The 22,899-nt window shown below is 71.4% G+C and carries 19 protein-coding genes and 1 riboswitch; of the genes, 9 read left to right on the forward strand and 10 right to left on the reverse strand.

The genetic code is table 11. The features are described 5' to 3' along the window. Positions 1 to 32: 32 nt before the first annotated feature. Positions 33 to 1,265: a C40 family peptidase gene (locus tag ACI1MP_RS35630; protein WP_404870543.1), complete on the reverse strand. Its 1,233-nt coding sequence runs from the start codon at positions 1,263 to 1,265 to the stop codon at positions 33 to 35. A 448-nt stretch (positions 1,266 to 1,713) separates the two neighbouring features. After that, on the reverse strand, positions 1,714 to 2,478 hold the full coding sequence (locus ACI1MP_RS35635) for a hypothetical protein (protein WP_404870544.1): 765 nt from the start codon (positions 2,476 to 2,478) through the stop codon (positions 1,714 to 1,716). 16 nt (positions 2,479 to 2,494) lie between these two features. Here ACI1MP_RS35635 and ACI1MP_RS35640 point away from each other — a divergent pair, with 16 nt between their 5' ends. Genes ACI1MP_RS35640 through ACI1MP_RS35650 form a run of 3 tightly spaced genes read left to right on the forward strand, consistent with a single transcriptional unit; the run spans position 2,495 to position 3,518 of the window. Beyond that, positions 2,495 to 2,998 carry a phosphohydrolase gene (locus tag ACI1MP_RS35640; protein ID WP_404870545.1) on the forward strand — a complete coding sequence of 168 codons (504 nt, stop codon included), beginning with the start codon at positions 2,495 to 2,497 and terminating at the stop codon, positions 2,996 to 2,998. 59 nt (positions 2,999 to 3,057) lie between these two features. Then, the gene (locus tag ACI1MP_RS35645) at positions 3,058 to 3,231 is read left to right on the forward strand and encodes a hypothetical protein (RefSeq protein ID WP_232734355.1); all 174 of its coding nucleotides are present in this window, start codon (positions 3,058 to 3,060) and stop codon (positions 3,229 to 3,231) included. Next, positions 3,228 to 3,518 (forward strand): dsRBD fold-containing protein, encoded by a 291-nt coding sequence (locus ACI1MP_RS35650; RefSeq protein ID WP_229847972.1) that lies wholly within the window; start codon positions 3,228 to 3,230, stop codon positions 3,516 to 3,518. The genes ACI1MP_RS35645 and ACI1MP_RS35650 overlap by 4 nt, the downstream gene beginning before the upstream one ends. Before the next feature lie 238 nt (positions 3,519 to 3,756). Here ACI1MP_RS35650 and ACI1MP_RS35655 read toward each other — a convergent pair whose 3' ends face one another. After that, on the reverse strand, positions 3,757 to 4,035 hold the full coding sequence (locus tag ACI1MP_RS35655) for a hypothetical protein (protein ID WP_100589889.1): 279 nt from the start codon (positions 4,033 to 4,035) through the stop codon (positions 3,757 to 3,759). A 591-nt stretch (positions 4,036 to 4,626) separates the two neighbouring features. On the opposite strand from ACI1MP_RS35655, the gene ACI1MP_RS35660 reads away from it, so the two are divergent. Continuing rightward, on the forward strand, positions 4,627 to 6,507 hold the full coding sequence (locus ACI1MP_RS35660; protein WP_404870546.1) for a M1 family aminopeptidase: 1,881 nt from the start codon (positions 4,627 to 4,629) through the stop codon (positions 6,505 to 6,507). 104 nt (positions 6,508 to 6,611) lie between these two features. On the opposite strand, the gene ACI1MP_RS35665 is transcribed toward ACI1MP_RS35660, so the two are convergent. Continuing rightward, positions 6,612 to 7,172, reverse strand: coding sequence for a dihydrofolate reductase family protein (locus ACI1MP_RS35665; protein WP_404870547.1), 561 nt, complete (start codon positions 7,170 to 7,172; stop codon positions 6,612 to 6,614). A gap of 267 nt (positions 7,173 to 7,439) precedes the next feature. Here ACI1MP_RS35665 and ACI1MP_RS35670 point away from each other — a divergent pair, with 267 nt between their 5' ends. Beyond that, positions 7,440 to 8,567, forward strand: a complete 1,128-nt coding sequence (locus tag ACI1MP_RS35670; RefSeq protein ID WP_404870548.1) for a serine hydrolase domain-containing protein — start codon at positions 7,440 to 7,442, stop codon at positions 8,565 to 8,567. On the opposite strand, the gene ACI1MP_RS35675 is transcribed toward ACI1MP_RS35670, so the two are convergent. The 3 genes from ACI1MP_RS35675 to ACI1MP_RS35685 all read right to left on the reverse strand — a co-directional run bounded on the left by ACI1MP_RS35675 (position 8,549) and on the right by ACI1MP_RS35685 (position 11,773). Beyond that, the gene (locus ACI1MP_RS35675) at positions 8,549 to 8,854 is read right to left on the reverse strand and encodes a DUF2087 domain-containing protein (protein WP_404870549.1); all 306 of its coding nucleotides are present in this window, start codon (positions 8,852 to 8,854) and stop codon (positions 8,549 to 8,551) included. The genes ACI1MP_RS35670 and ACI1MP_RS35675 overlap by 19 nt on opposite strands. Before the next feature lie 166 nt (positions 8,855 to 9,020). After that, positions 9,021 to 10,409, reverse strand: coding sequence for an NRAMP family divalent metal transporter (locus ACI1MP_RS35680; protein WP_404870550.1), 1,389 nt, complete (start codon positions 10,407 to 10,409; stop codon positions 9,021 to 9,023). After that, positions 10,406 to 11,773, reverse strand: coding sequence for a magnesium transporter MgtE N-terminal domain-containing protein (locus ACI1MP_RS35685; protein WP_380338349.1), 1,368 nt, complete (start codon positions 11,771 to 11,773; stop codon positions 10,406 to 10,408). The genes ACI1MP_RS35680 and ACI1MP_RS35685 overlap by 4 nt, the downstream gene beginning before the upstream one ends. A 596-nt stretch (positions 11,774 to 12,369) precedes the next feature. Beyond that, a riboswitch (M-box (ykoK) riboswitch) is annotated at positions 12,370 to 12,541 on the reverse strand. 255 nt (positions 12,542 to 12,796) lie between these two features. On the opposite strand from ACI1MP_RS35685, the gene ACI1MP_RS35690 reads away from it, so the two are divergent. Further along, positions 12,797 to 14,140: an acyltransferase gene (locus tag ACI1MP_RS35690; protein ID WP_404870551.1), complete on the forward strand. Its 1,344-nt coding sequence runs from the start codon at positions 12,797 to 12,799 to the stop codon at positions 14,138 to 14,140. Between the two features lie 7 nt (positions 14,141 to 14,147). Here ACI1MP_RS35690 and ACI1MP_RS35695 read toward each other — a convergent pair whose 3' ends face one another. After that, positions 14,148 to 15,032, reverse strand: coding sequence for a GNAT family N-acetyltransferase (locus ACI1MP_RS35695; RefSeq protein ID WP_380338355.1), 885 nt, complete (start codon positions 15,030 to 15,032; stop codon positions 14,148 to 14,150). A gap of 379 nt (positions 15,033 to 15,411) precedes the next feature. On the opposite strand from ACI1MP_RS35695, the gene ACI1MP_RS35700 reads away from it, so the two are divergent. The 3 genes from ACI1MP_RS35700 (at position 15,412) to ACI1MP_RS35710 (ending at position 19,074) form a co-directional block, all read left to right on the forward strand. Then, positions 15,412 to 16,794, forward strand: a complete 1,383-nt coding sequence (locus ACI1MP_RS35700) for a glutamine synthetase family protein (protein WP_404870552.1) — start codon at positions 15,412 to 15,414, stop codon at positions 16,792 to 16,794. A gap of 130 nt (positions 16,795 to 16,924) precedes the next feature. Then, the gene (locus ACI1MP_RS35705) at positions 16,925 to 18,301 is read left to right on the forward strand and encodes an aldehyde dehydrogenase family protein (protein ID WP_404870553.1); all 1,377 of its coding nucleotides are present in this window, start codon (positions 16,925 to 16,927) and stop codon (positions 18,299 to 18,301) included. Continuing rightward, entirely contained in the window at positions 18,298 to 19,074 is a 777-nt protein-coding gene (locus tag ACI1MP_RS35710; RefSeq protein WP_404870554.1) for a 3-oxoacyl-ACP reductase, read from the forward strand. The genes ACI1MP_RS35705 and ACI1MP_RS35710 overlap by 4 nt, the downstream gene beginning before the upstream one ends. A 101-nt stretch (positions 19,075 to 19,175) precedes the next feature. On the opposite strand, the gene ACI1MP_RS35715 is transcribed toward ACI1MP_RS35710, so the two are convergent. Continuing rightward, positions 19,176 to 19,544: a hypothetical protein gene (locus tag ACI1MP_RS35715; RefSeq protein WP_404870555.1), complete on the reverse strand. Its 369-nt coding sequence runs from the start codon at positions 19,542 to 19,544 to the stop codon at positions 19,176 to 19,178. Between the two features lie 218 nt (positions 19,545 to 19,762). Then, positions 19,763 to 22,882 carry a SpoIIE family protein phosphatase gene (locus ACI1MP_RS35720; RefSeq protein ID WP_404870556.1) on the reverse strand — a complete coding sequence of 1,040 codons (3,120 nt, stop codon included), beginning with the start codon at positions 22,880 to 22,882 and terminating at the stop codon, positions 19,763 to 19,765. Between the last annotated feature and the right edge of the window lie 17 nt (positions 22,883 to 22,899).

The following is a 22,899-nucleotide window of genomic DNA, read 5'->3' on the forward strand; positions in this document are numbered from 1 at the left end:
CCGTCCTCGACGGGGGCCGGCCGCGTTCCGCGCTAGCAGTTGGGGATGGTCGCTCCGTTGTTGTCCTTGGCCGTGTCGTTGCCCCACCGCGACAGGTAGAACGCCGACACCCACTGACCCTTCGGGCCGACGTCCGGGTCGGTCTTCAACCACCAGTGGTTGAAGCTGCCGCCGCTCGACACCTCACGGCCCCACGCCTTGCAGTACACGTAGTTGGTGCCCTGGTACAGCGTCCCCGTGGGGCCGCCACTGGTCGAGGTCGCGGAGGCGTACACCGGCACGTCGGCGAAGGTGTCCACCCAGTACTTGCCGGTCGGGGCCGGGGTGCCGCCGCCGCCCGCGCAGTCCGGGACGACGGTGCCGTTGTTGTCCTTGGCCACGTCGTTGCCCCACCCGGACAGGTAGAACGCCGACACCCACTGGCTGCTCGAGCCGACGTCCGGGTCGGTCTTCAACCACCAGTGGTTGAAGCTGCCACCGCTCGACACCTCGCGCCCCCACGCCTTGCAGTACACGTAGTTGGTGCCCTGGTACAGCGTCCCCGTGCTGCTGGTGGAGGTCGGGGAGGCGAACACCGGCGCGTTGGCGAAGGTGTTCACCCAGTACTGCCCGCCACCCGCCGGCGGCGGGTTCGGCGCCGGGGTGGTGTTGCCCGAGCCGTACAGCCGGATGGCGCCGTAGTAGTCGCCGTGCGAGGACAGCGCCGCCACCTGGACGTACCCGCCGGAGTACGGGGCCTCGACGATCCAGCCCTGCCCCAGGTACATCGCCACGTGGTGGATGGTGGAGGCCGTGTTCCCGAAGTACACCAGGTCGCCGGGAAGCAGCGGCGCCGTCCCGTCCGCCCGGTAGTACCTGGCCACCGCCCGGGACGTCGGCCACTGCGTCCGCGTGGTGCCGTTGATGACGTCCGCACCGACCGCCAGCGAGTAGGCGTAGCGGACCATCCCGGAGCAGTCCAGGCCGCGGACGTTGCAGTCGTTGGGCGCGCCGTTGGAGGAGTCGCAGATCCCGTACGTCGGCCCCGGCTGCGAACCGTGGCCGCCGCCCCAGGAGTACGGAGTCCCGATCAGCCCGCAGGCGGACCGCACGGCGGCGGTCGCCTGCGATGCCGCACCGGTGGACAGCACCCCACAAGCGGGTGCAGCCTGTGCCGCCCCGGCCCCGGCGAAGAACACTCCGACCGACACCAGCAACGACAGCAGAGCCGCCCACCGGAGCGGGGCGACCAGCCACCGCGACAGAAGGTTTACGCGCGTAGTCATAGCCGCGGATCCTTCCGGCGGCCTGACATCCCATCAATGGGGATTTCACACAGGGGAATTGACTGCGCATTGGCGGTCGACCACATTGCGCAAACCCGGTAGGGACACGGGCGTCTCGTCAAGGTTATCAACGATCTGCCAACATGCGTGCGAAAACCGGAAACTGACGAATCGTCATGCACCGGAGAAGATCGGCAAAGGCTTCGCCGCAGGCCGGCTGCCCGGAGCCGGTCCGAGCCGACCGGAGTTGGCCGGACAACTCTTCATCCGGGCTTCGCGAGGAGTTCCGTCGGGCGTTCTTGAATCCGCGGCATCGGGCCTGCCATCCTGACGCGCGCCATTCGCCAAGCCCTCCCACCCTCAGGAGAGTGCCTCCATGCGGAACCCCTCCGCACACCGACGGCTGCACCTGTTGCTGCTCGCCGTCGTCACCCTGCTCGTGCCGCTCCTACCGACCCCGGCCGCCGCCGCGGGCAGCTCGATCGGCATGGCCGCCACCAGCTACGTCCAGGGCCGGACTTCGGCCGTGCCGGTGACGTACAGCACCGGTCAGCCCTCCGCCACCAACTGGGTGGGCATCTACCCCACCGACCCCGCGAAGGGCCCCGGCAGCGGGACGGCCTCGCTGGCCTGGGCCTACGCGCCGAACAGCAGCGGAACGATCACCCTGGCCGCGGGCTCCCTGCAGCCCGGCAGCTACCTCACGTACCTGCTCGCCAACGACGGCTACGCCCCGCTGGCCGCGCCGGTGCTGTTCACCGTGAAGGTAGCGGGCCCGGGTGGAGCGGTCGGTCGCCGGATCCCAGAAGGTGGGCAGGATCCGGCCGCCCGCGCCCGGCTCCAGCGGGTCGAGGACCTCGCGCAACAGCGCCCCCTCGTCCAGCCACAGGTCGTGAAAGGCGTCCGGATCCTGCTTGCCGTACTCGAAGCGGACCGAAGCCGGACGAAGGAAATCCCCCGCCGACACCCGCTGCACCGGGCGGCCGAGCAGCCGCAGCGGCTCCACGAGCGCGTCCGCCAGTTCCCCGGGCCGGGCGGCGGCCGCACCGTCGACCGCCACCCGCAGGCGGCGGTCCGAGTCGCCGGGCAACTGGTGGATCCGCTTCGCGAGCAGGTCGACCAGGCGCTCCGGGGAGATCGGGGTCACCCGCACCGGACGATCACTTCCTTCCGTCGAACGGACTATATTTTCCGACACCTGATCGTCGCTCATCCCGGGGGGACTCACCGTGCGTTCGCCGACCCTCGCCGAAGTGGACGCCCTCGCCGCCCGTGCACACGCCGGACAGCACGACCGGATCGGCGTTCCCTACATCGAACACGTCCGTGCGGTGGCGGCGGGCGTCGCCGCGTTCGGCACCGGCCTGCAGATGGCCGCGCTGCTGCACGACGTGCTGGAGGACACCTCGACCCGCGCCGACGACCTGCTCGCCGCCGGCATCCCCGCCGCCGTGGTCGCGACCGTCCGCCGGGTCACCCGGGAACCCGGGACGGACTACCGGACGATGCTGCTCGACATCGTCACCGACCACGCCGCCACGCTCGTCAAGATCGCCGACAACGCCCACAACTCCCGCGCCGACCGGTCCGCCCGGCTGGCCGAGGCCGACCGCGACCGGCTCGCCGCGCGCTACCGCGATGCCCGCGTCGTCCTGTGGCCCGCCGTCGCCGAAGCCGACCTGCGGACCGTGCTGGCCGCCGTCAACCCCGCGTTGCTGGCCGAACTCGACTGAAACGTTCGGCAGGAGCAGGCTGGAGGGAGTAGTGGGGGCCCGACAGCGAGGAGCCCAGGATGTCCGAGATGAACGACAGGCTCAACGACAAGGCGCAGCGCGACGAGGACGACATCCGCGCCGCAGACCCCCTGGAAGGCATCACCTCCGACCAGAACATGCGTGCCTGGGAGGAACCGCCGGCGGAGGGCGAGCGGCTCGCCGAGCCGCCTCAGCAGGAGGAGCAGCGGTGAGCGCCCGAGCCGCGGTGCCTGAACCGCACACCACCGACTGGTCCGTACGCCTGCGGCTGGTCGAGGTCGGCGACCTCACCCAGGCGCACGCCGTCCTCGACACCGGTGTCAACCTGATCGAGGTCGACGCCGAGGCCCACCGCAGCGCCCAGGACCCCGCCGACCCGGCGATCGGCGACGAACTCGCCGTCGGCCGTGCCCTGGCCGCTCTTGGGCAGCAGCTGATCCACCGCGGCTCCACCGCCGCCGAAGCCGTCGAATCCGCGCGCCGTCGCGACACACCGTGATCACCGATCGGCGCACCGGCACCCCGTGTGCCGGTGCGCCGGTGTGTTCGGGCGTCCGCGTCGCGACGGGCCGGGTGACCGTGGCAGCCCGTAGCTGCGCGTGACCGTGTGCAGCCGCGTGCAGGGTCTGCGCAGCTGCGTGCGGGGTCGGGCAGGGCGAAGCCGAACGGGAAGAACCGGACAGCCCGGAACCCGGGTCGCGCAGTCGGCTGTGTGCCGCGACCCGGGTTCGAACGAGTCAGGACTGCGGGGCGGTCGCGCCGCCGCCCGTCTTCACTGCCTCCACCATGTGCTGATGCACCTCGCGAGCCGCCGCCTCGTCGGCCGCAGTCACCGGGCTGCCCTCCACGGTGAACCAGTCGAGTGCCCCGCTGTACTGCACCGTCAGTCGCGCCTCGCCCTCGATCCACATGGTGTGCACCGTGAGATCGCCGGTGATGACGCCGATCTCCACGGTCTTCACTCCACCGTGGCCGGACAGAATGCCCTGCGTGGTCCAGGTTGCCCAGGTGTTCACAAACCCGCTCCCATCCGCCGCCCTCAGGCCGCTCGGTCCCGACCCCACAGGTACCCAACCCGTGGCGACCGTCTTCCACTGTCACCCGGAAGGCCGAAAACCGCCCCCCGAGCGGGTGCGCCGCCAACGGCACAGGGTCGGGGGCAGGGCCTCGACCGCCCGGAGACCGGACGTGGCACCGCCTTCCGCCCCCGAGGCACGCCGACGCGCCGCACCACACCCGCAACGCCCCGCGCCGCCGGAAGTCCTCTCCTGCGCCGCCGAACTGCGCTTCCCGGGCGACACTGTTCCCGGAGGGCCCGTCGCCCGCGTCACCGAAGCGATCGACGAACTCGGCCCGGCCCCGCGCGGCGCCCGCGGCAGGAGTCCCCGGCGCCCGCGCGGGCGCAGTCGGTTTCCTACCCTTTTCGGGGCGCCGACCCTTGGCGCTTCGGTGGGATTTTGCCCAATTGAGGAGCATTCCACGGAGGTTGATGGCGGGTGGGGCGCCGTAACGATCTATGGCATGCACCTATCAATTCTGAGAGTTTGCTGGCAATCTGCCCCTCGGCCCAGGGCCCCCACAGACCCTGGCGACCGAGAGGAGCACCGATGAGCGACAGACTCCGCGTCCTCGCCACCCGCGCCGCCGCGCTGCTGAGCACCACCGTGCTCGTTGCCGCCGGCACCGCGACCCTGACCGCCGCCACCGCCCAGGCCTCACAGGGCAACGGTGGTACGGCGGCCGCGAGTTGCACAGCGACCCAGGTGGTGGCGAACGGCGGATTCGAGTCCGGCACCACGCCGTGGACTTCGTCCAGCGGCGTGGTCACCAGCGGGGGAGGCCAGAGCGCCCACGGCGGAACGTTCTTCGCCTGGCTGAACGGCTACGGGTCGGCCCACACCGACTCGCTGGCCCAGACCGTCACCCTGCCCGCAGGCTGCACCAGTGCCAGCCTCAGCTTCTGGCTGCACGTGGACACGGCCGAGACCAGCAAGACCACGGCGTACGACAAACTCACTGCCAAGATCGGTACCACCACGCTCGCCACCTACTCCAACCTGGATGCGGCGGCCGGCTATGCGAAGAAGACCTTTGACGTGTCCACCTACGCCGGGCAGACCGTCAGCATCTCGTTCAGCGGCGTCGAGGACTCCGGACTGCAGACCAGCTTCGTACTGGACGACGTGGCGCTCGACGTCTCGGGCGGCGGCACCACTCCGCCGCCCACTGACGCCACCCGCACTCCCGCGCCCACCGGGTACACCGTCAACCTGACCAGTGACGCCAGTGGCGCCAACTGGTCCGGTCATCAGAGCATCGGCTTCACCAACCCCTCAGCAACCCCGCTGACCGAGGTGTACCTGCGGCTGTGGGACAACTACCACGGCAGCTGCCCCACGACGCCGATCACCGTCAGCAACCTGACCGGCGGCACCGCCGCTGCGCTCACCGTCGGCTGCACCGCGCTCAAGGTCACCCTGCCCGCGCCGCTAGCCCAGGGTGCAAGCGGCAGCGTCGGCTTCGACCTGTCCATCGCCGTCCCCTCCGGCGCGGACCGGTTCGGACGCGACGGATCGTTCAACTTCATCGGCAACGCCCTGCCCGTGCTCGCCGTCCGTGACGCGGCCGGCTGGCACCTCGACCCGTACACCAACAACGGCGAGTCGTTCTACACGCTGGCGTCGGACTACACGGTCGCCCTCGACCACCCGAGCAGCCTGCTCGTGCCCGCGACCGGCACCTCGGTGGACACCCCCGGCAGCAGCGGACGGACCGTCACCACCGCCACTGCCAAGAACGTCCGCGAATTCGCCTGGGCGGCCGGTCCGTTCACCAAGATCTCCGGCACCTCGCCGGGCGGCGTCGCCGTCAACGTGTACTCCGTCAGCGGCATCAGCTCCTCCAGTGCGCAGTCCATGCTGACCACCGCCAAGTCCGCCGTCGACTCGCACGCCGCACGCTTCGGCGCCTACCCCTACGGCGAACTGGACGCGGTGATCGACAACAACTTCTGGTTCGGCGGCATGGAGTACCCCGGCTTCGTGCTCGACCTGGTCTCCACCACCGCCCTCACCCACGAGATCGGCCACCAGTGGTGGTACGGCATCGTCGGCGACGACGAGTACAACAGCCCCTGGCTGGACGAGGCGTTCACCGACTACGCCACCGACCTCGCCCTCGGAAGCTCCGGCACCAACTGCTGGAGCAGCGTCTCCTGGGCGTCCTCCGCCGAGAAGATCACCAACTCGATGGCCTACTGGGACGCCAACTCCTCCCGGTACTCGACGGTCATCTACGGCTACGGCAAGTGCGCCCTGCACGACCTGCGTCGCACCATCGGTGACACCGCGATGACCACGCTGCTGCACGACTACGCGGCAGCACACTGGTACGGGGTGTCCACCACCGCCGAGTTCAAGGCCGCCGCGCAGGCCGCGACGACCGTGGACCTGACGTCCTTCTGGAGCCAGCACCGTATCGAAGGCTGAGCACCCGCCGTCGGCCCCGCCCGCCCGGCCCGGACCTCCACCGGGCGGGCGGGGTCGGCGTGCCCCGTTTCCGGAACAGGCACCTGGTCGTGGAGCGCCGCGTGTCAGTGGCGCCGGTATTTGAGCATGGTGACACCGCTGTCGAAGGTGTGGCTTTCGGCGAGGACCAGGTCGGTTCGGGTGTCGGACGGCGGGAACAGTGGTCGGCCGCGACCCAGGACCACCGGGTGGACGTACAGGCTGTATTCGTCGATCAGGTCGAGCCGCCGCATCTCGGCGGCGAGGACGGCGCCGCCGACCGCGAGGTCGGATGCGGAGGCGGCTTTGAGGGCGGTGATCGCCTGAGGGTCGACGGTGCGGGCGATCGTGGTGTTCCAGTCGGCGTGGGTGAGCGTGCGGGAGAAGACGGTCTTCGGCATGTCACGCCAGATGCGGGAGAACTCGACCATGGGCGGGGTGGCGGCCGGATCCTGGTCGGCGGTCGGCCAGTAGTCCGCCATCAACTGGTAGGTGACGCGGCCGTCGAGGAAGCCGCTCATTGCTGCCAGCCGGTGATTGAAGTGCTCGTGCAACTGGTCGTCGACCAACTGCCAGCCGAGATCGCCGCCCGGGCCCTCGAAACAGCCGTCGAGTGACACGGACATCATCAGGACGAGCTGGGACACCACTGCCTCCCGGGACGTGTGCGATCAATGTGGTGTTCGCCAACATACCCGGGTGATCGGGCGACGTAATCGGCATCGATGCTCGCGAAAGCGGAAATCTCCTGTTGGTGGATGTCGGGGTCAACCGATCGGCTGATGGGCCATCAACTGATCGGTGAGGAACGGATAGCCGAATGTCTTGAGAAGGCGTCGCGGCGGCCGGGCACACTCCGGACAACACGGAAACAGAAGGCGCGGAGGTCGCGCCGGAGTTGGAAGGAGATCACCATGCGTGAACTGCAGAGCATGCTGGAGCGCCGGGTCGCGGACGGCACGGTGGCGGGCGCTGTGGCGCTGGTGGAGCGCGGAGGGGCGACGGAGGTCGCGACGGCGGGCGATCTGAGCAGGGAGTCCCTGGTCCGGATCGCGTCGATCGGGAAGCCGATGACGGCCGCCGCGGTGCTGCAACTGGTCGACGACGGCGTCTTCGGTATGGACGACCCGGTCGAGGACTGGCTGCCGGAGCTCGCCGATCGGCAGGTGGTGCGAACACCGCAGTCCCCGGTCACCGACACCGTGCCGGCCGAGCGCCCGATCACGGTGCGGGATCTTCTCGAGTCCCGGGCGGGGTACGGCTTTCCGGCGGACTTCTCCCTGCCGGCGGTGGCCCCGTTGACGGACGAGCTGCTCCAGGGTCCGCCCCAGCCCCAGAAGGTGGTGCCACCGGACGAGTGGCTGGCGATGCTGGCCCACATCCCGATGCTCCATCAGCCGGGCGCGGCGTGGCTGTACAACATCTGCTCGGACCTCCAGGGTGTGCTGGTGTCGCGGGCGACCGGACAGCCGCTCGACGAGGCGCTGGCAGAGCGGCTGTTCGAACCGCTGGGGATGGTGGACACGGGCTTCTCCGCACCATCGGGCGAGGCCGGCCGGCTCGGTCCGCTGTACCGGCCGAACCCGGACGGGACGCTGGCCGTGACGGACCCGCCGGGCGGCCAGTGGAGCACACGGCCGGCGTTCCCGTCGGGGGCCGGTGGCCTGGTGTCGAGCCTGGACGACGTCCTCGCGTTCCAGCGGATGCTGGTGTCCGGCGGCCGGGCCAAGGACGGGAGGCACGTCCTGTCCGAGGGCGCGGTCTGGCAGATGACCACCAACTACCTGACGGAGCGGCAGCGTGCGGACAGCGAGCTGTTCCTGGAGGGCCAGGGGTGGGGCTACGGCGGATCGGTGGACGTGGAGCGGCGCGAGCCGTGGAACGTGCCCGGCCGGTACGGCTGGGTGGGCGGCACCGGAACGACGGCCCACCTGGTTCCGATGACCGGGCTGGTGACGATCCTGCTCACCCAGCGGGCGATGACCAACCCCTCCCCGCCGCCGCTGATGCGGGAGTTCTGGCGCTACGCGGCGGGCGGCTGAGCATCCGGGCCGGCGGGAGCTCCGACCCGGCGGTAGCTGGACCCGTCGCGGGTGCGGGTCAGCAACTGAGCCTCGATCAGATAGCGGCGAAGCATGGAGGTGTCGGTATGGACGGTGAGTAGCGCCTCATTGACCTCGCGCTCACTGTACGAACGGTCGGGCTCGAACAGGGACTGCGCGAGATGGTCGAGCAGGGCGGTGCGACGGGCCGGCTTGCGCGGAATGGACGTCAGACGGCCATCGGTGAAGAAGGCGGCAAGGGCGGTCGGCGTTTCATTGGCGGACATGGACGCCAAGCCTCGCAGGGCGATCGCCGGGCGGACAACCGGATTTCGGCGCGGGACGCCGGCCACGGGCCGACGTCCCCGGCAGAGGAGGGTATGCATGCGCAGGACGAACGGATGGCGCGCTGTGCTCCGGCAATTGCTGCGGCGGTGCGGGCGGGGTGCAGGATCAGGCCAGGCCGAACCAGCCGAGCACGGTCTGCACCAGCAGGACGGTGGACATCAGCGCCACACCGGCCACCACTGTGGTCGCGGCGATCCGGTACCGGCGGCTGTTCGCGGCATCGCCGAGCAGCGAGCGGCGGTTGGTGAGCACCAGCAGGTACACCAGCACGATCGGGCTGATCAGTCCCTGGAGCACCTGGGTGCCGATCAGCAGCTGGATGACGTCCACGGGCGTCAGGGCCACGACGGCGCCGAGGGCGATCTGTGCGGTGAACACGCCGAGGAACAACGGTGCGTCGCGGAACCGCCGGGAGACCGAGCGCTCCACTCCGGCGGCCTCGCCGATCGCGTAGCTGGCGGACAGCGGAACCACGGCGCCGGCCAGGGCGGACGCGCCCAGCAGGCCGAAGGCGAACAAGAGTTCCGCGCCTGGGCCTGCCACCGGCTCCAGCGCCCGGGCGGCCTCGGCCGCGGACTGCAGCGGACCGGTCCCGCCGATCGCCGAGGCGGTGGCCACGATGATGGTCAGGCTGATGATGCAGGCGAACACTGCCCCCAGAACGGCGTCCGCCCTGATCAGCTTGTAGTCCTCGGGCTTCGCTCCGCGGTCCACCACTCCGGCCGCGGCATAGAACTGCATGTACGGGCTGACGGTGGTTCCGATCAGGGCCACCGCGAGGAGGATGAAGTCGCTGGACGGCTGGAGATGCGGAACGACCAGGTTCTTGCCGACCTCGCCCCAGTGCGGGTGGCCGAGGATCATCGCGATCGGGTAGGCGAAGAACGCCAGCGACATCACCAGGAAGATCCGCTCGGCCCAGCGGTAGGAGCCGAACAGCACCAGCGCCCACAGCAACGCGGCGGCCGGCGGGACGACCACCCACTTCGGCACGCCGAGCAGCTCGAAGGCGGCGCCGATCCCGGCGAACTCACTGACCACCAGTCCGGTGTTCGCCAACAGGAGACAACCGACCGCCAGGGCAGTCAGCCGGAGGCTGAACTGCTCGCGGATCAGGGCACCGAGGCCTTTGCCGGTGTACGCCCCGAGGCGGACGGCCATCTCCTGGACCATCACCAGCGCGATGGTGACCAGCACCATGAAGAACAGCGTGCCGTAGGTGAATTGGGATCCGGCCGAGGCGTAGGTGGCGATGCCCGCGGCGTCGTTGCCCGCGTTTGCGGCGACCAGGCCCGGCCCGGCGATCATCGCCAGAGCGGCGAGCCGGCGCAGCCCGCGCCGGCGACCCGGTGGCGGTGTCGGCGCGGCCGTCGGCCCGGAGAGTCCCGTGGTGACGCCCGCTTCGGCCGGCGCGAGGCCGGCCGGGGCCGAAGTGGCCTGCAGAGCGGCGGAGCCGACGGCGTCGGCGGCGATGGGGTCGATGTGGGCGTTCACTGGCGGAACCTCCGGAGGTGCAGGCGCCCGCGTTCGGGCAGCAGGGCGTCGATGATGTCGTCGGCGAGAATGCGGCCCAGCGGCCGTCCGTCCTCGCCGACCACCACGAGGGAGGACTTGCGGGCGGCCATCAGCCGGTCGGCGGCCTCGGCGAGCCGGGTGTCCGGGGTGAGCGTCACCGGCGGGCCGAACTGGGCCAGCCAGTCCGCCAGATCGGCGATCCGGGTGGAGTCCTCGGCCACCGCCAGCTCGAACAGCGGGAGGTCGGCGATCAGCCGTCCGTCGGCGTCGAGCACCGCCACGGCGTCGATCTCGGCGCGATGCTCGGCCTGGGCGGCCAGTTCGGCCCGGACTTCGGAGACGGTCTGCTCCATCCGGACGGTGACCAGACGGGTCGTCATGGCTCCACCGGCGGTGCCCTCCCGGTGGGAGAGGAGGCCTCGGAGCTCGGCGGCCTCCTCGCTGGGCATCCGCTCCAGCAGGGTCTCCCGCTCGCTGGGCGCGAGATCGCGCAGTGCGTCGGCGGCCTCGTCGGGCTCCATCGCGTCGACCAGCCGTGCGGCGTCCTCCGGGTGGGCCTCGCGCAGCAGGTTCTCGAGCTCGGCGGGCACCATCTCCTCCAGGGCGTCCGCGGCGTGTTCCGGCTCCAGCCAGTCCAGGAGCTGGTGGCGTTCGCTGCGACCGAGGTCCTCCAGGATGTCGGCCAGATCGGCCGGGCGGAGTCGGTGCAGCGCGGATCGCGAGGCCCGCAGCCGGACTTCCGCCGGGCCGTCGGTGGCCTGCTCGCCGAACGGAGCGACGGACTGCCAGTCCAGGACGCGCTCGGGTGTCGGCCGGGCCTGCCAGCGGCGGGGGCCGAGCCGGCGCAGCAGCGTCGGCAGGGAGACGTCCACTCCGACCAGGACGACCCGACCCACCAGCGGGGCCAGGTACAGGTCGGCGGCCCGAGTCACCTGGACGCCGTCCACGTCGACGAGTTGGTGGTCCAACACATCGCGGGCCAACAGCACCTCCCCGGGGCGGCGCTGGAAGTCCCGCAGGTCGACCCGGGAGGCGCTCAGGCGGACCTGTCCGGCTGCGAGCCGTCCGATCGCGTCGGCCGGCAGGAAGGCCCGGCGACGTCCGATGCGCAGGATCAGACCCGTCATCGGCGGGTACGGCTCGGGGCCGTACAACCGGGCGACGACGTCGGCGAGTCGGCCCACCTCGGCACCCGCCTGATTGGTGACAGGTGCTCCGATCAGGCCTGCCAGCGAGACGAGGGAGGAGCGCACGGCACGGCCGGCGATGGTGCGGTGGCCCAGGTTGGTCCGGCGGTCGCGGATTCTGGAGGTGGTTGAACTGAAGAGTGTGTTGGTGGCCATGGCGAACACCCCTCTGTCCCGGCGAGGCGGGACCGACGGGCGGTTGGAGGCAGCTCCTCGTGGACTCCGGCCGACTTCCGCGACCGGCTCGCTCCGACGGCCCGGACCGGTTTCGGCAGGACCAGGCGCGCAGCGGCCGACCCGGTCGAGACCGACCCGGCCCGGCGGAAACGGTCCGGGCCGGGCCCGAGGGCCGATCCGGTGGCCCGGGCGCAGGCGGTCCCACCGCGTGGCGTCGACGGCGAAGGGCCGTCGATCGCCCATGGCATGACGGAAGGAAGCCGTGGCAGGGCACCGCGATGCCCGCCGGACCGCACCGGGCCGGACTGCTGTCAGGTGCGGCCGTGGAGGCGGGCAGACCGTAGGGCAGCGACAGCCGGACCCACGGTAGGTCGGGCGATCGACGGCGCTTGGCCGAGCGAGATCACGGAGTCAGTGAAGGAGGAACTGCCTCGAACCGCAGAACAACGGCGAGGACGAATCGGGAAGGGGCTGATCGTGCCCCGGACTACTGCAGTCCATCTCTCGCCTCCTCCCGATTTGGCCGACGAGTTCCACTCGTGGGCGCGCGGCAGGCGACCGGGCCACGAGAGCCCGGCGCACCCCTACTCGTCAGAGCTTTGGCACTCCACGGCGTGTCCCCGGTCAGGGGAAGCCACTTGGGGTCACCCCTTGGGCCGGGGAGACCTGTCCTGATCCGGAGCGTCTCTCGACGGGTGGGATCAGTGGCCTGTGTCCGTGAAGACGCCTCACCGAACGAGGTGTCTGTCCTTACCCGACCAGGATAGGGCCACGGCAACCCCGCTCACCGCACCCTTGACCAGGGTTTGACCCCGACCTGGTCGGGACCTGGGGAAACGACCGGCACCGGACACCCAGGTCGGACGCGGGACCGGAGACGCAGACGGGGATGGCCGAGGCGGCCCGACGGTGAGGCTCGTGGCTGAACCGCAATGCGCCGGACGGGGCGGGTGTGATCGGCGAACGGAGATGATGACCGACAACGGGGAGAGGGGGAGAGACGTGAAGGGAACGTCGGTGCGCAGCGGGTACGTCGACCTGCTGCGGGCAACGGCGATCGTGCTGGTGGTGGTCGGGCACTGGCTGATCACCGCACTGGAACGGGGGCCCGACGGGGCGTTGGCGGCACCCGAGTTGATGGCTGCCGTGCCGTGGACCCAGTGGCTGACGCTGGTCTTCCAGATCATGCCGGTGTTCTTCCTGGCCGGTGGCTACGCGGCAGCCGGCTCCTGGAGCGCCTGCCACGCCGAGGGCGGCACGGCCGCCGGTTGGATCCGTGGGCGGGCCCTGCGATTGCTGCTGCCCACCGGCGCGTACCTGGTGCCGGCGCTGGGCGGCCTGCTGATCGCCGCGGCCTTCGGCGCCGATCCGGCACTGCTGGGGATGATCGGCTGGGCGCTGGCCATGCAGTTCTGGTTCCTGCCGGTCTATTTGACGCTCAGTGCGCTGACACCGTGGCTGTACGTGGCGTGCCGGCGCTGGGGTCTTCGCTCCGTGGCGATGACGGCCGTTGCGGCCGTCGGCGTCGACCTGGTGGTTCTCGGTGCAGGCACGGACTGGGCAGGGCAGCTGGGGCGGCTGAACTACCTGCTCGTGTGGGCGGTCGCGTATCAACTCGGCTTCGCCTGGAAGGGCGGCGGGCCGACGACCCGCCCGTGGTTCGGGGCCGTTCTGGTTGTGGGCGGCGCGGCGGGCTACGCGGCGCTGGTGAGGTTCGGACCGTTCCCCGTCAGCCTGGTGCTGGTCACCGGTGAGGAGGTGTCCAACACCGATCCGCCCTCGTTGGCGATGCTGGCATGGCTGTTCGCCCAGTGCGGCCTGTGCCTGTTGCTGGCACCGCTCGCGGAGCGGGTGCTGCGGTCGGCAAGTCGAATGCGTTTCGTCGATTCTCTCGGCCGGATCAGCATGACGCTCTACCTGTGGCACATGGTGCCGGTCCTCGCTGCGGGCGCCGCCTTCTACCTGACCGACCTGGCTCCCGAGCCGACGGTGGGCTCGGGAGCCTGGTGGGCCTGGCGGCCCGCCTGGATCCTGGTGCTGGCCGCACTGTTCTGCCTCCTGCTGGCGGTCCTGCGGCCCGTGGACGGACTGCTGATACGCCTGGCCGGCAGGGCTCGACCACGAGCCGAGATCAGCGGGGCCTGGCGGCCCCTTCTCCTGGTCGCCGGTCTGGCCGTCACCGTCTGGGCACTGGCGCAGTGGGCTGTGCAGGGTCTCGCCCGGGGTGGATCGCCGGACTGGCCGACGGTGCTGGCCTTCGTCGCCGGGTCGACACTGGTCGTCTCCGCCGGCACCCGGTGGGCGGCTGCGGAGACGGCGGAGGTCGCCGTGCGGCAGCCGGGTTGACCGGACGTCAGGACGGGAGCGGGAGGCGGAACTCGATGGAGCGGTGCGTGGTGCGGTAGCCGAGGGCCCGGTTCACGGTGATCATGCCGACGTTGTGGTCGGCGGTGTCGGTGAGGAGACCGGTGATTCCGGGCTGTTCGGCGCGGGCCCAGCGAATGGTCTCGGCCTTCATGGCCCGGGCGAGACCCCGGCGGCGGTGGGCGGGCAGCACGCCGGTGCCGTAGTGCTGGGCGTCGCCCGAGCGGTCGGCCGGAAGGACGAGCTCGGTGAAGCCGACGACGGTGTCGGTGGCCTCCTCCACCACGGCCACGGTGTGCAGGAGTTCACCCCGGTCGGCGACTGCCTTCGCGACGGCGAGGACGCGGGCCTCGTCCCAGAGGATCAGACCGAAGACGGCGTCACCCATCGGCATGTCGTCCATGGCGGTGCGCGACACCGTGAAGGTGGCCAGCCACTCGTCCGGGCAGCTGCCGACCCAGGAGATCAGCCGGTAGCCGGGGTGGAGCGGAGCCTCGTCGGCGGCCGACGGGGCGGTGGGACCGGTCAGGTCGAGCCGGGCGTAGTCGAGGATCAGCGCCCGTTCGAAACCCCGCGCGGTGAGGAAAGCGTCGCCCGGGGAGTCCTCGACCGCCTGGGCGAGCATCGATCCGCGGCCGTCCTCGGCTGCCGCCGCAGCGGCCGCGGACAGCAGCGCCGAGCCGACACCGCGCCGACGTTCGGCGGGGTGGACGTTCAGCGTCAGAGCGGACAGATGGGCCTGGCCGGGCGAGGTGAACAGCGAAAGGACGGCGGATCCGAGCGGAGTGCCGTCGGGCGTGGACGCCAGCCAGGTGAGTCGGCGGGAGAGCGCCGCCGGGACGGCGTCGGTGAGGGCGGTCAGACGGAATGTCACGGGTGGTGAACTCCAATGGGAAGGAACGGCAGGGTGATGAGCATGCACGCGGCACCGAAGCAGGTGGCCCCGCCCGGCGCAAGCGATTTCCGGTCCGCTGCCGGATGTCGACCACGCCGCGACACTGCCGACGCGTGGCTGCTGGTGCCGGGTTGCGGCCGAGGTGAGGGAGGGAGTGGAGAGGTCGATCGGAAAGCTGATGATGCGTCATATTGCTTGGAAGGATGATGTTCTGACGATGAATCAGTTTTCCGCGACACGCGCGCGGCCACTGGTGCGGGCAGGTCCGGGGCGGGATCATCAGGGCCGTGGTGGTCGGCGTCCCGGCAGCCGCGCAGGGCTGCCGGGACGCGCCCGGGCGGCGGAAGTGGAGGGGCGGATGACCGACGTGCGACTCACGGTGGAGCGCCTGCGCAGCCTGGTGGCCGAAGGCGCCGTGGAGACCGTGGTGCTGGCCGCCACCGACATGCAGGGGCGGCTGCAGGGCAAGCGGCTGGCGGCGCAGTACTTCCTGGACGAGGTGCTGGCCGGCGGTGCCGAGGGCTGCGGCTACCTGCTGGCGGTGGACGTGGAGATGAACACCGTGGACGGCTACACGGTCTCCTCCTGGGAGACCGGCTACGGCGACCTGGTGTTCCGTCCCGACCTGACGACCCTGCGAATGGTTCCCTGGCACCCCGCCACGGCGATGGTGCAGTGCGACCTGGCCCACCAGGACGGCAGCCCCGTCGCGGTGTCTCCCCGCCAGGTGCTGCGCCGTCAGCTGGACCGGCTCGCGGGGTACGGCTGGCGGGCCTACGTGGGCACCGAGCTGGAGTTCATGGTGTTCCGCGACAGCTACGAGCAGGCCTGGGAGAAGCACTACCAGGGCCTCACGCCCGTCAACCAGTACAACGTGGACTATTCGATCCTCGGCACCGGGCGGGTCGAGCCGCTGCTGCGCAGGCTGCGCACCGGGATGGCGGGCGCCGGGCTCGCGGTGGAGTCGGCGAAGGGCGAGTGCAACCTCGGACAGCACGAGATCGTGTTCCGCTACACCGACGCGCTGACCTGCTGCGACGACCACGCCGTGTACAAGACCGGAGCGAAGGAGATCGCCGCGCAGGAGGGCGTCAGCCTCACCTTCATGGCCAAGTACGACCAGCGGGAGGGCAACTCCTGCCACATCCACCTGAGTCTGCGCGACCAGCAGGACCGCCCGGTGTTCCCCCGGCGCGGAGCGGGGGAGACCGAGAACGGGCAGCCCGGCGGGCTCTCCCCGACGATGGAGCACTTCCTGGCGGGGCAACTCGCCTGCCTCGGCGAACTCGCGCTGCTGCTCGCCCCGACCGTCAACTCCTACAAGCGCTACGTGGCGGGCAGCTTCGCCCCGACCGCGATCGCCTGGGGCCGCGACAACCGGTCGTGCGCGCTGCGCGTGGTCGGGCACGGGGGGTCGCTGCGGTTCGAGAACCGGGTACCCGGCGGGGACGTCAACCCGTACCTGGCCGTGGCCGCACTGATCGCCGCCGGGCTGCACGGCGTGGAGCGCCAACTGCCGCTGGAGCCGGAGTTCACCGGCAACGCCTACGCCTCGGACGCCCCGAGAGTGCCCGCCACCCTGCGGGAGGCGATCGAGCGGTTCGACCGCAGCGAGGTCGCCACCGCGGCGTTCGGCAAGGACGTGGTCCGGCACTACGCCCACGCGGGACGGGTGGAACTCGCCGCCTACGACGCCGCGGTCACCGACTGGGAGCGCCGTCGCGGCTTCGAACGGCTGTAGCGCGGACACCCGGCGCCGCCCCGGCAGCGCCACCACCGGACGCCGCGACACGAACAGCGCAGGGCAGGCGCCCACGCCGATTCCGCAGCGCGGGCACCGCCACGCGGACCCCACAGCAGAGGAGAGCGCCGTGACCGACCAGCCCGATCCGTACCAGGTGGTCAACCCCGCCACCGAGGAAGTGATCACCACCGTCGAGCTGGCCGGCACCGGGGCCACCGACGCCGCGATCGCCCGCGCCAAGGCCGCGTTCGAGAGCTGGCGGGCCGTCAGCCCGGGCGACCGGGCCCGACTGCTGCGCCGGTTCGCCGCCGAAGTGGACGCCGACCGCGAGCACCTGGCCGCACTGGAGGTCGCGAACGCGGGCCACACCATCGGCAACGCGCGGTGGGAGGCAGGGAACGCGCGCGACGTCATCGAGTACTACGCCGGCGCGCCCGAGCGGCTGTTCGGCCGCCAGATCCCGGTCGCAGGCGGCCTCGACGTCACCTTCCACGAACCGCTCGGCGTGGTCGGCGTGATCGTCCCGTGGAACTTCCCGCTGCCGATCGCCGCCTGGGCGCTCGCACCCGCCCTCGCCGCAGGCAACACGGTGATCGTCAAACCCGCCGAACTCACCCCGCTGACGGCGCTGCGTCTCGCCGAACTCGCCCTGCGCGCAGGGCTGCCGGAGGGGGTGCTGCAGGTCCTGCCCGGCCGCGGGCCCGTGGTCGGCGGGCGCTTCGTCACCCACCCCGACGTCCGCAAGGTGGTGTTCACCGGCTCCACCGCCGTCGGAAAGTCCGTGATGGCCGGCTGCGCCGCCCAGGTCAAACCCGTGACGCTGGAACTCGGCGGCAAGAGCGCGAACATCGTGTTCGCCGACGCCGACCTGGAGAAGGCTGCGGCCACCGCCCCGTACGCGGTGTTCGACAACGCCGGGCAGGACTGCTGCGCCCGCTCCCGGATCCTGGTCGAGGCGAGCGTGTACGAGGCGTTCATGGCCAGGCTGGAGAGCGCGGTGCGCGCGGTGCGGGTCGGCGACCCGGGCGACGAGAAGACCGAGATGGGCCCGCTGATCTCGGCCGCGCACCGACAGCGGGTCGCCTCGTACGTCGACGGCGACACCGAGGTGGCGTTCTGCGGCAGCGCACCCGAGGGCCCCGGGTTCTGGTACCCGCCGACGGTGCTCGCGCCGATCGAGCCCGAGCACCGGGCGTTCACCGAGGAGGTGTTCGGGCCGGTGGTCGCGGTGGTGCCGTTCCGCGGCGAGAGCGACGCGGTGCGGATCGCCAACGCCACCGAGTACGGCCTGTCCGGCTCGATCTGGACCCGCGACGTGGGCCGGGCGCTGCGCGTCGCCCGCGCCGTCGAGGCGGGCAACCTGTCCGTCAACTCGCACTCCTCGGTGCGGTACTGGACGCCGTTCGGCGGTTTCAAACAGTCCGGTCTGGGCCGCGAACTCGGCCCCGACGCACTGCACGCCTTCACCGAGACCAAGAACGTCTTCATCGCGACGGAGGAATGATCCCCATGACCAATCGACTCGCCGGCCGGGTGGCCGTCGTCACCGGCGCGGGCAGCGGCATCGGCCTGGCCACCGTGCGCCGCTTCGCCGCCGAGGGGGCGAAGGTGGTGTGCGCCGACATCGACGAGGAGACCGGCGCCAAGGCCGCCAAGGAGGTCGACGGCCTGTTCGTACGCACCGACGTGAGCGACGAGGAGCAGGTCCGCAGGCTGTTCGACACCGCCGTCGAGCGGTACGGCAGCCTGGACGTGGCGTTCAACAACGCCGGCATCTCGCCACCCGACGACGACTCGATCCTGGTCACCGGGCTGGAGGCGTGGAAGCGCGTCCAGGACGTCAACCTGACCTCCGTCTACCTGTGCTGCAAGTACGCGATCGGGCACATGCGACGGCAGGGCAAGGGCTCGATCATCAACACCGCGTCCTTCGTGGCGGTGATGGGCGCGGCGACCTCGCAGATCTCCTACAGCGCCTCCAAGGGCGGCGTGCTGTCGATGAGCCGCGAGCTGGGCGTCGAGTTCGCCCGCGAGGGGATCCGGGTCAACGCCCTGTGCCCCGGGCCGGTCAACACCCCGTTGCTGCAGGAGCTGTTCGCCAAGGACCCGGAACGGGCCGCCCGCCGGCTGGTGCACATCCCGCTCGGCCGGTTCGCCGAACCCGAGGAGATCGCCGCCGCGGTCGCCTTCCTGGCCAGCGACGACTCCTCCTTCATGACCGCCAACACCTTCCTGGTGGACGGCGGCATCTCCGGCGCCTACGTCACCCCGCTCTAGCCGTCGCCGGGTCGAACAGGACGGCCGGGCGGGTCGCGAGGACACCGCCCGGCCGTGCTGCCGTTGGTCGGCCCGTCCCGATGGGGCGGAACCGGCACGGTTCACTCCGCGGAGAAGGCGTCCCCGTCGACCGCGAGCGCGCTGCCGCCGCGGGAACCGGCGTCGCCCTCGACAGCCAGCGCGTCGCCGCCCGTGGCCCAGGCGTCGCCACCGAGCGCGGCGGCGCTGCCGTCCAGCGCGACCGCGTCGCCGTCGACGGCCAGCGCGTTGCCGTGCACGGCCCAGGCGTCGCCTTCGACCGCCACTGCGTCGCCGTCGATCGCCACCGAGTCGCCGCCGAAGGCGATCGCCCCGTGCGGGTGCTCGTGGTGGTGCCCGTGCTCGTGCGCGGCTGCGGTGCCCGCGGCGCCGAACAGGGCGAGCCCGGTGAGGAAGGTGGCGGTGGTGAGCTTGGCAATGCTGGAACGCATCAATTCCTCCATGGTTGGCGCCGAACACGACCGATCGCGACCGATCCTGGGGGAGGTCCGACCCGCGACGCGCGCCTTCGGTCGTGTCGTCACCCGCCCGGGGCAACGCGACTGCCGTGACGGGTGATCGAGGTACCGCCGGATGCCCTACCTGGTCCCGGCACTGTCGATTTGCGCGTCGGGCACGGGAGTTGAGGGGGTGCGGTATGACGATCGGATCAGCGGGCTGGGAGTTCCATCTCGAACCAGACCACCTTGCCGTCCCGGGTCGCCCGGCTGCCCCAGCGGTGCGCCAACTCGTTGATCAGCTGCATGCCCCGGCCGCCCTCGTCATGCGGAGTCGACGGCCGCAGCCGCGGCTCCCGGCTGTCCGCGTCCGACACCTCCACCGTCAGCAGCGTCCCCCGGAACACGCGTAGCTGCAGCGGTGAACCGGCGTGCATCAGGGCGTTGGTCAGCAGTTCCCCGGTCAGCAGCACCACCGGCTCCACCAGCGAGGTCAGACCCCAGCCCGTCAGCGTCCGGCGGGTGAAGTCCCGGGCGTGCCGCAGCAGCGCCGGGTCGCCGGACAGCGGCAGCGTCGCCAGCCGGTCATCGCCGACCGGGCCCGCATGCGCCATGATCACCGCCACGTCGTCCTGTCCCATCGTCGCCCCGAGCGCGTCCAGCACCACGTCGCAGCCCCGCTCCAGCGTGCCCTGACGGTGCGTCACCGTCTCACGCAGCAACTCCAGGCCCTCGTCCAGGTCCTGGCCGCGCCGCTCCACCAAGCCGTCCGTGTACAGCACCAGCAGCCCGTCCTCGCGCAGCGGGAACCGGATCGACTCGAACGGCACCCCGCCCACGCCCAACGGCGCCCCCGGCGGCGGCTGCACCAGCCTCGCCTGCCCGTCGTGCTCGGACACCACCGGCGGCAGATGCCCCGCCGACGCCAGGATGCACTCCTCGTCCACCGGGTCGAACACCGCGCACACGCACGTCGCGAACTGGCCCTCGCCGAGCTGCGCCGTCGCATCGTCCAGCCGGCGCAGCACCCGCGCCGGATCCAGGTCCAGCGTCACCAGGGTGCGCGCCACCGTCCGCAGCTGGCCCATGGTCGCGGCGGCCCGGATGCCGTGGCCCATCACGTCGCCGACGATCAGCGCCACCCGGCCGCCGGTCAACGGCACCACGTCGAACCAGTCGCCGCCGATCTCGTCGCCCACCGTCGAGGGCAGATAGCGGTGCGCGATCTCCAACCCCGGCGTGCGGTGCACGTCCTGCGGCAGCAGGCTGCGCTGCAGGGTCAGCGCGGTGTCCCGCTCGCGCCGGTACAACCGGGCGTTGTCGATGCACACCGCAGCCCGGGCCGCCAGCTCCTCGCCGAGCGCCAGGTCCGCCGCCGTGAACGCCTCCGGATTGGCCATCCGCGCGAACTCCACCCCGCCCAGCACCTGCCCGCGCGCCAGCAGCGGAACCATCAGGTACGAGTGCAGGCCCGCGTCCAGACTGGGCTGGACCCGCTCCGGATAGGTGACGATCCGCCGCAGCGCGAACTCGTCCACGTGCGGGACCAGGACCGACCGGCCGGTGCGCATCGCGTGCGCGTACAGGTGCGCGGAATGCGAGGCCTCGCCGATCTCGTCCGCCGCGCCCACCAACTTGGCGCGGCTGCCCTCGCCGTCGTCGGTGCGCTCGCCGACCGCCACCGCCCGCAGCAGCACCGAACCCGACTCGGGCACCGGCTCCGGGTCCTCGTCCGCCATCACGGCTTCGCGGATGTCGACCGTGACGAAGTCCGCGAACCGGGGGATCACCACGTCCACCAGCTCCTGCGCGGTCAGATGCAGGTCGAGCGTGGTGCCGATCCGGGTGGACGCCTCGTTCAGCAGGGCCAGCCGCTGCTGGGCGGTCTCGGCGGCCTCCAGCGCGCGCTGGCGCTGCTCGGCGGCGTCCCGCTCCCGGGTGTACAGCAGCGCGTTGTCGATCGACACCGCGGCCCGCCCCGACAGCTCGGCCGCCAGCGCCACGTCCGACTCGTCGTACCGGGGCGCGCTGTGCGAACGCAGGAACGTCGCGGTGCCGATCGCCGAACCGCGAGCGATCAGCGGCACCACCATGAACGACCGCACCCCCTGCTCCCGGATCGCGGCAGTGCGTGTCGGATCGTCGGCGAACCACTTCATGGCCGGGTCGTCGGTGTCCGGCACCAGCACCGACCGGCCGTGGGCCAGTGCCCACGCGAACGGGCTGCCCGGGTGATAGCGCTGCACCGCACCGACCGCACCGACCACACCGACCGGGCCGATCGACCACATCCCACTGCCGGGCACGGTGTGGAACGCCAGCCGGCGCAGCACCGCCGACCCGTCGGACCGGTCCGGCAGCCCGACGGCCTCGCCGCGGATCAAGGACTCCAGCACCTCCACCACCACGGTGTCGGCCAGCCGCGGCGTCGCCGTCTCGGCCAGCTCACGAGCGGTGGTGGCCAGGTCCAGGGTGGTGCCGATCCGGGCGGACGCGTCGTTCAGCAGCGCCAGCCGCTGCTGGGCGGCCTCGGCGGCGATCTCCGCCTCGAAGCGGTCGGTGATGTCCACGACCGTCACGCAGACGCCGAGCACCTTGCCGTCCGGCTGGTCCAGCCGGAAACACGCCACCGACCAGGCGTGCTCGCGATCCGGGTCGGCCGGCGTCCAGCCGTGCGTGCGGGCGTCCAGCACGGACTCGCCGCTGGCCAGCACCCGGGCCATCATCGCCTCGACCTGCTGCCCGTCGATGCTCGGCAGCACCTCGGTCAGCCGCCGCCCGATGCTCTTCCGGTGCGGCACCCCGTTGAACCGGGCCAGCGCGTCGTTCAACCGGACGAACCGCAATTCGGTGTCGAACACCGCCATGCCGACGGGGGACTGGGTGAAGAAACCGTCCAGAATGGCCAGGTCGGAGGCCAGCTTGCGCACCGAAGTGACGTCGGAGGCCACCGCCAGCACCATCGGGGCACCGTCCGGGCCGACGATCGGATAGGTCCGGAACTCCAGCCGCACCAGGTGCCCGTCCTGGTGTCGGACCGGAAAGACCCCCGAGAACGGCTTCCCGCTGAGGATCCGGGAGAACAGCTCCAGCACCTCCGGGCGCCGGTCCGCCCCCACCAACAGGTCCGCGGCGCGCACGCCCACCGCCTGGTCGGCGGGAAAGCCGAGCAGCGTCTCCGCGTCCGGACTCCAGTGCAGGATCCGGCCGTCGGCCGCGACCAGCGCCGTCGCCACCGGGATGGCCAGCAGGCCGTCCGGCAGTTGCGCGCCGCCCTCCGCGAAGGAAGAGGTGGGGCGGGTCCGCTGATTGCCCTGCTTGTCGGTGTCCATCTGGCCACCTGCCGTTC

Origin of the sequence: Kitasatospora griseola, assembly GCF_044999035.1 — a bacterium.
Classification (GTDB): Bacteria; Actinomycetota; Actinomycetes; order Streptomycetales; family Streptomycetaceae; genus Kitasatospora; species Kitasatospora griseola.

What these genes read in the sequence shown, in the direction of transcription:
- ACI1MP_RS35675 (WP_404870549.1), bottom strand. Translation starts at nt 8,854, where the DNA reads ATGTCCGCCAATGAAACGCCGACCGCCCTTGCCGCCTTCTTCACCGAT.
- ACI1MP_RS35710 (WP_404870554.1), top strand. Translation starts at nt 18,298, where the DNA reads ATGATCCCCATGACCAATCGACTCGCCGGCCGGGTGGCCGTCGTCACC.
- ACI1MP_RS35630 (WP_404870543.1), bottom strand. Translation starts at nt 1,265, where the DNA reads ATGACTACGCGCGTAAACCTTCTGTCGCGGTGGCTGGTCGCCCCGCTC.
- ACI1MP_RS35670 (WP_404870548.1), top strand. Translation starts at nt 7,440, where the DNA reads ATGCGTGAACTGCAGAGCATGCTGGAGCGCCGGGTCGCGGACGGCACG.
- ACI1MP_RS35685 (WP_380338349.1), bottom strand. Translation starts at nt 11,773, where the DNA reads ATGGCCACCAACACACTCTTCAGTTCAACCACCTCCAGAATCCGCGAC.
- ACI1MP_RS35715 (WP_404870555.1), bottom strand. Translation starts at nt 19,544, where the DNA reads ATGCGTTCCAGCATTGCCAAGCTCACCACCGCCACCTTCCTCACCGGG.
- ACI1MP_RS35635 (WP_404870544.1), bottom strand. Translation starts at nt 2,478, where the DNA reads ATGAGCGACGATCAGGTGTCGGAAAATATAGTCCGTTCGACGGAAGGA.
- ACI1MP_RS35645 (WP_232734355.1), top strand. Translation starts at nt 3,058, where the DNA reads ATGTCCGAGATGAACGACAGGCTCAACGACAAGGCGCAGCGCGACGAG.
- ACI1MP_RS35660 (WP_404870546.1), top strand. Translation starts at nt 4,627, where the DNA reads ATGAGCGACAGACTCCGCGTCCTCGCCACCCGCGCCGCCGCGCTGCTG.
- ACI1MP_RS35700 (WP_404870552.1), top strand. Translation starts at nt 15,412, where the DNA reads ATGACCGACGTGCGACTCACGGTGGAGCGCCTGCGCAGCCTGGTGGCC.
- ACI1MP_RS35720 (WP_404870556.1), bottom strand. Translation starts at nt 22,882, where the DNA reads ATGGACACCGACAAGCAGGGCAATCAGCGGACCCGCCCCACCTCTTCC.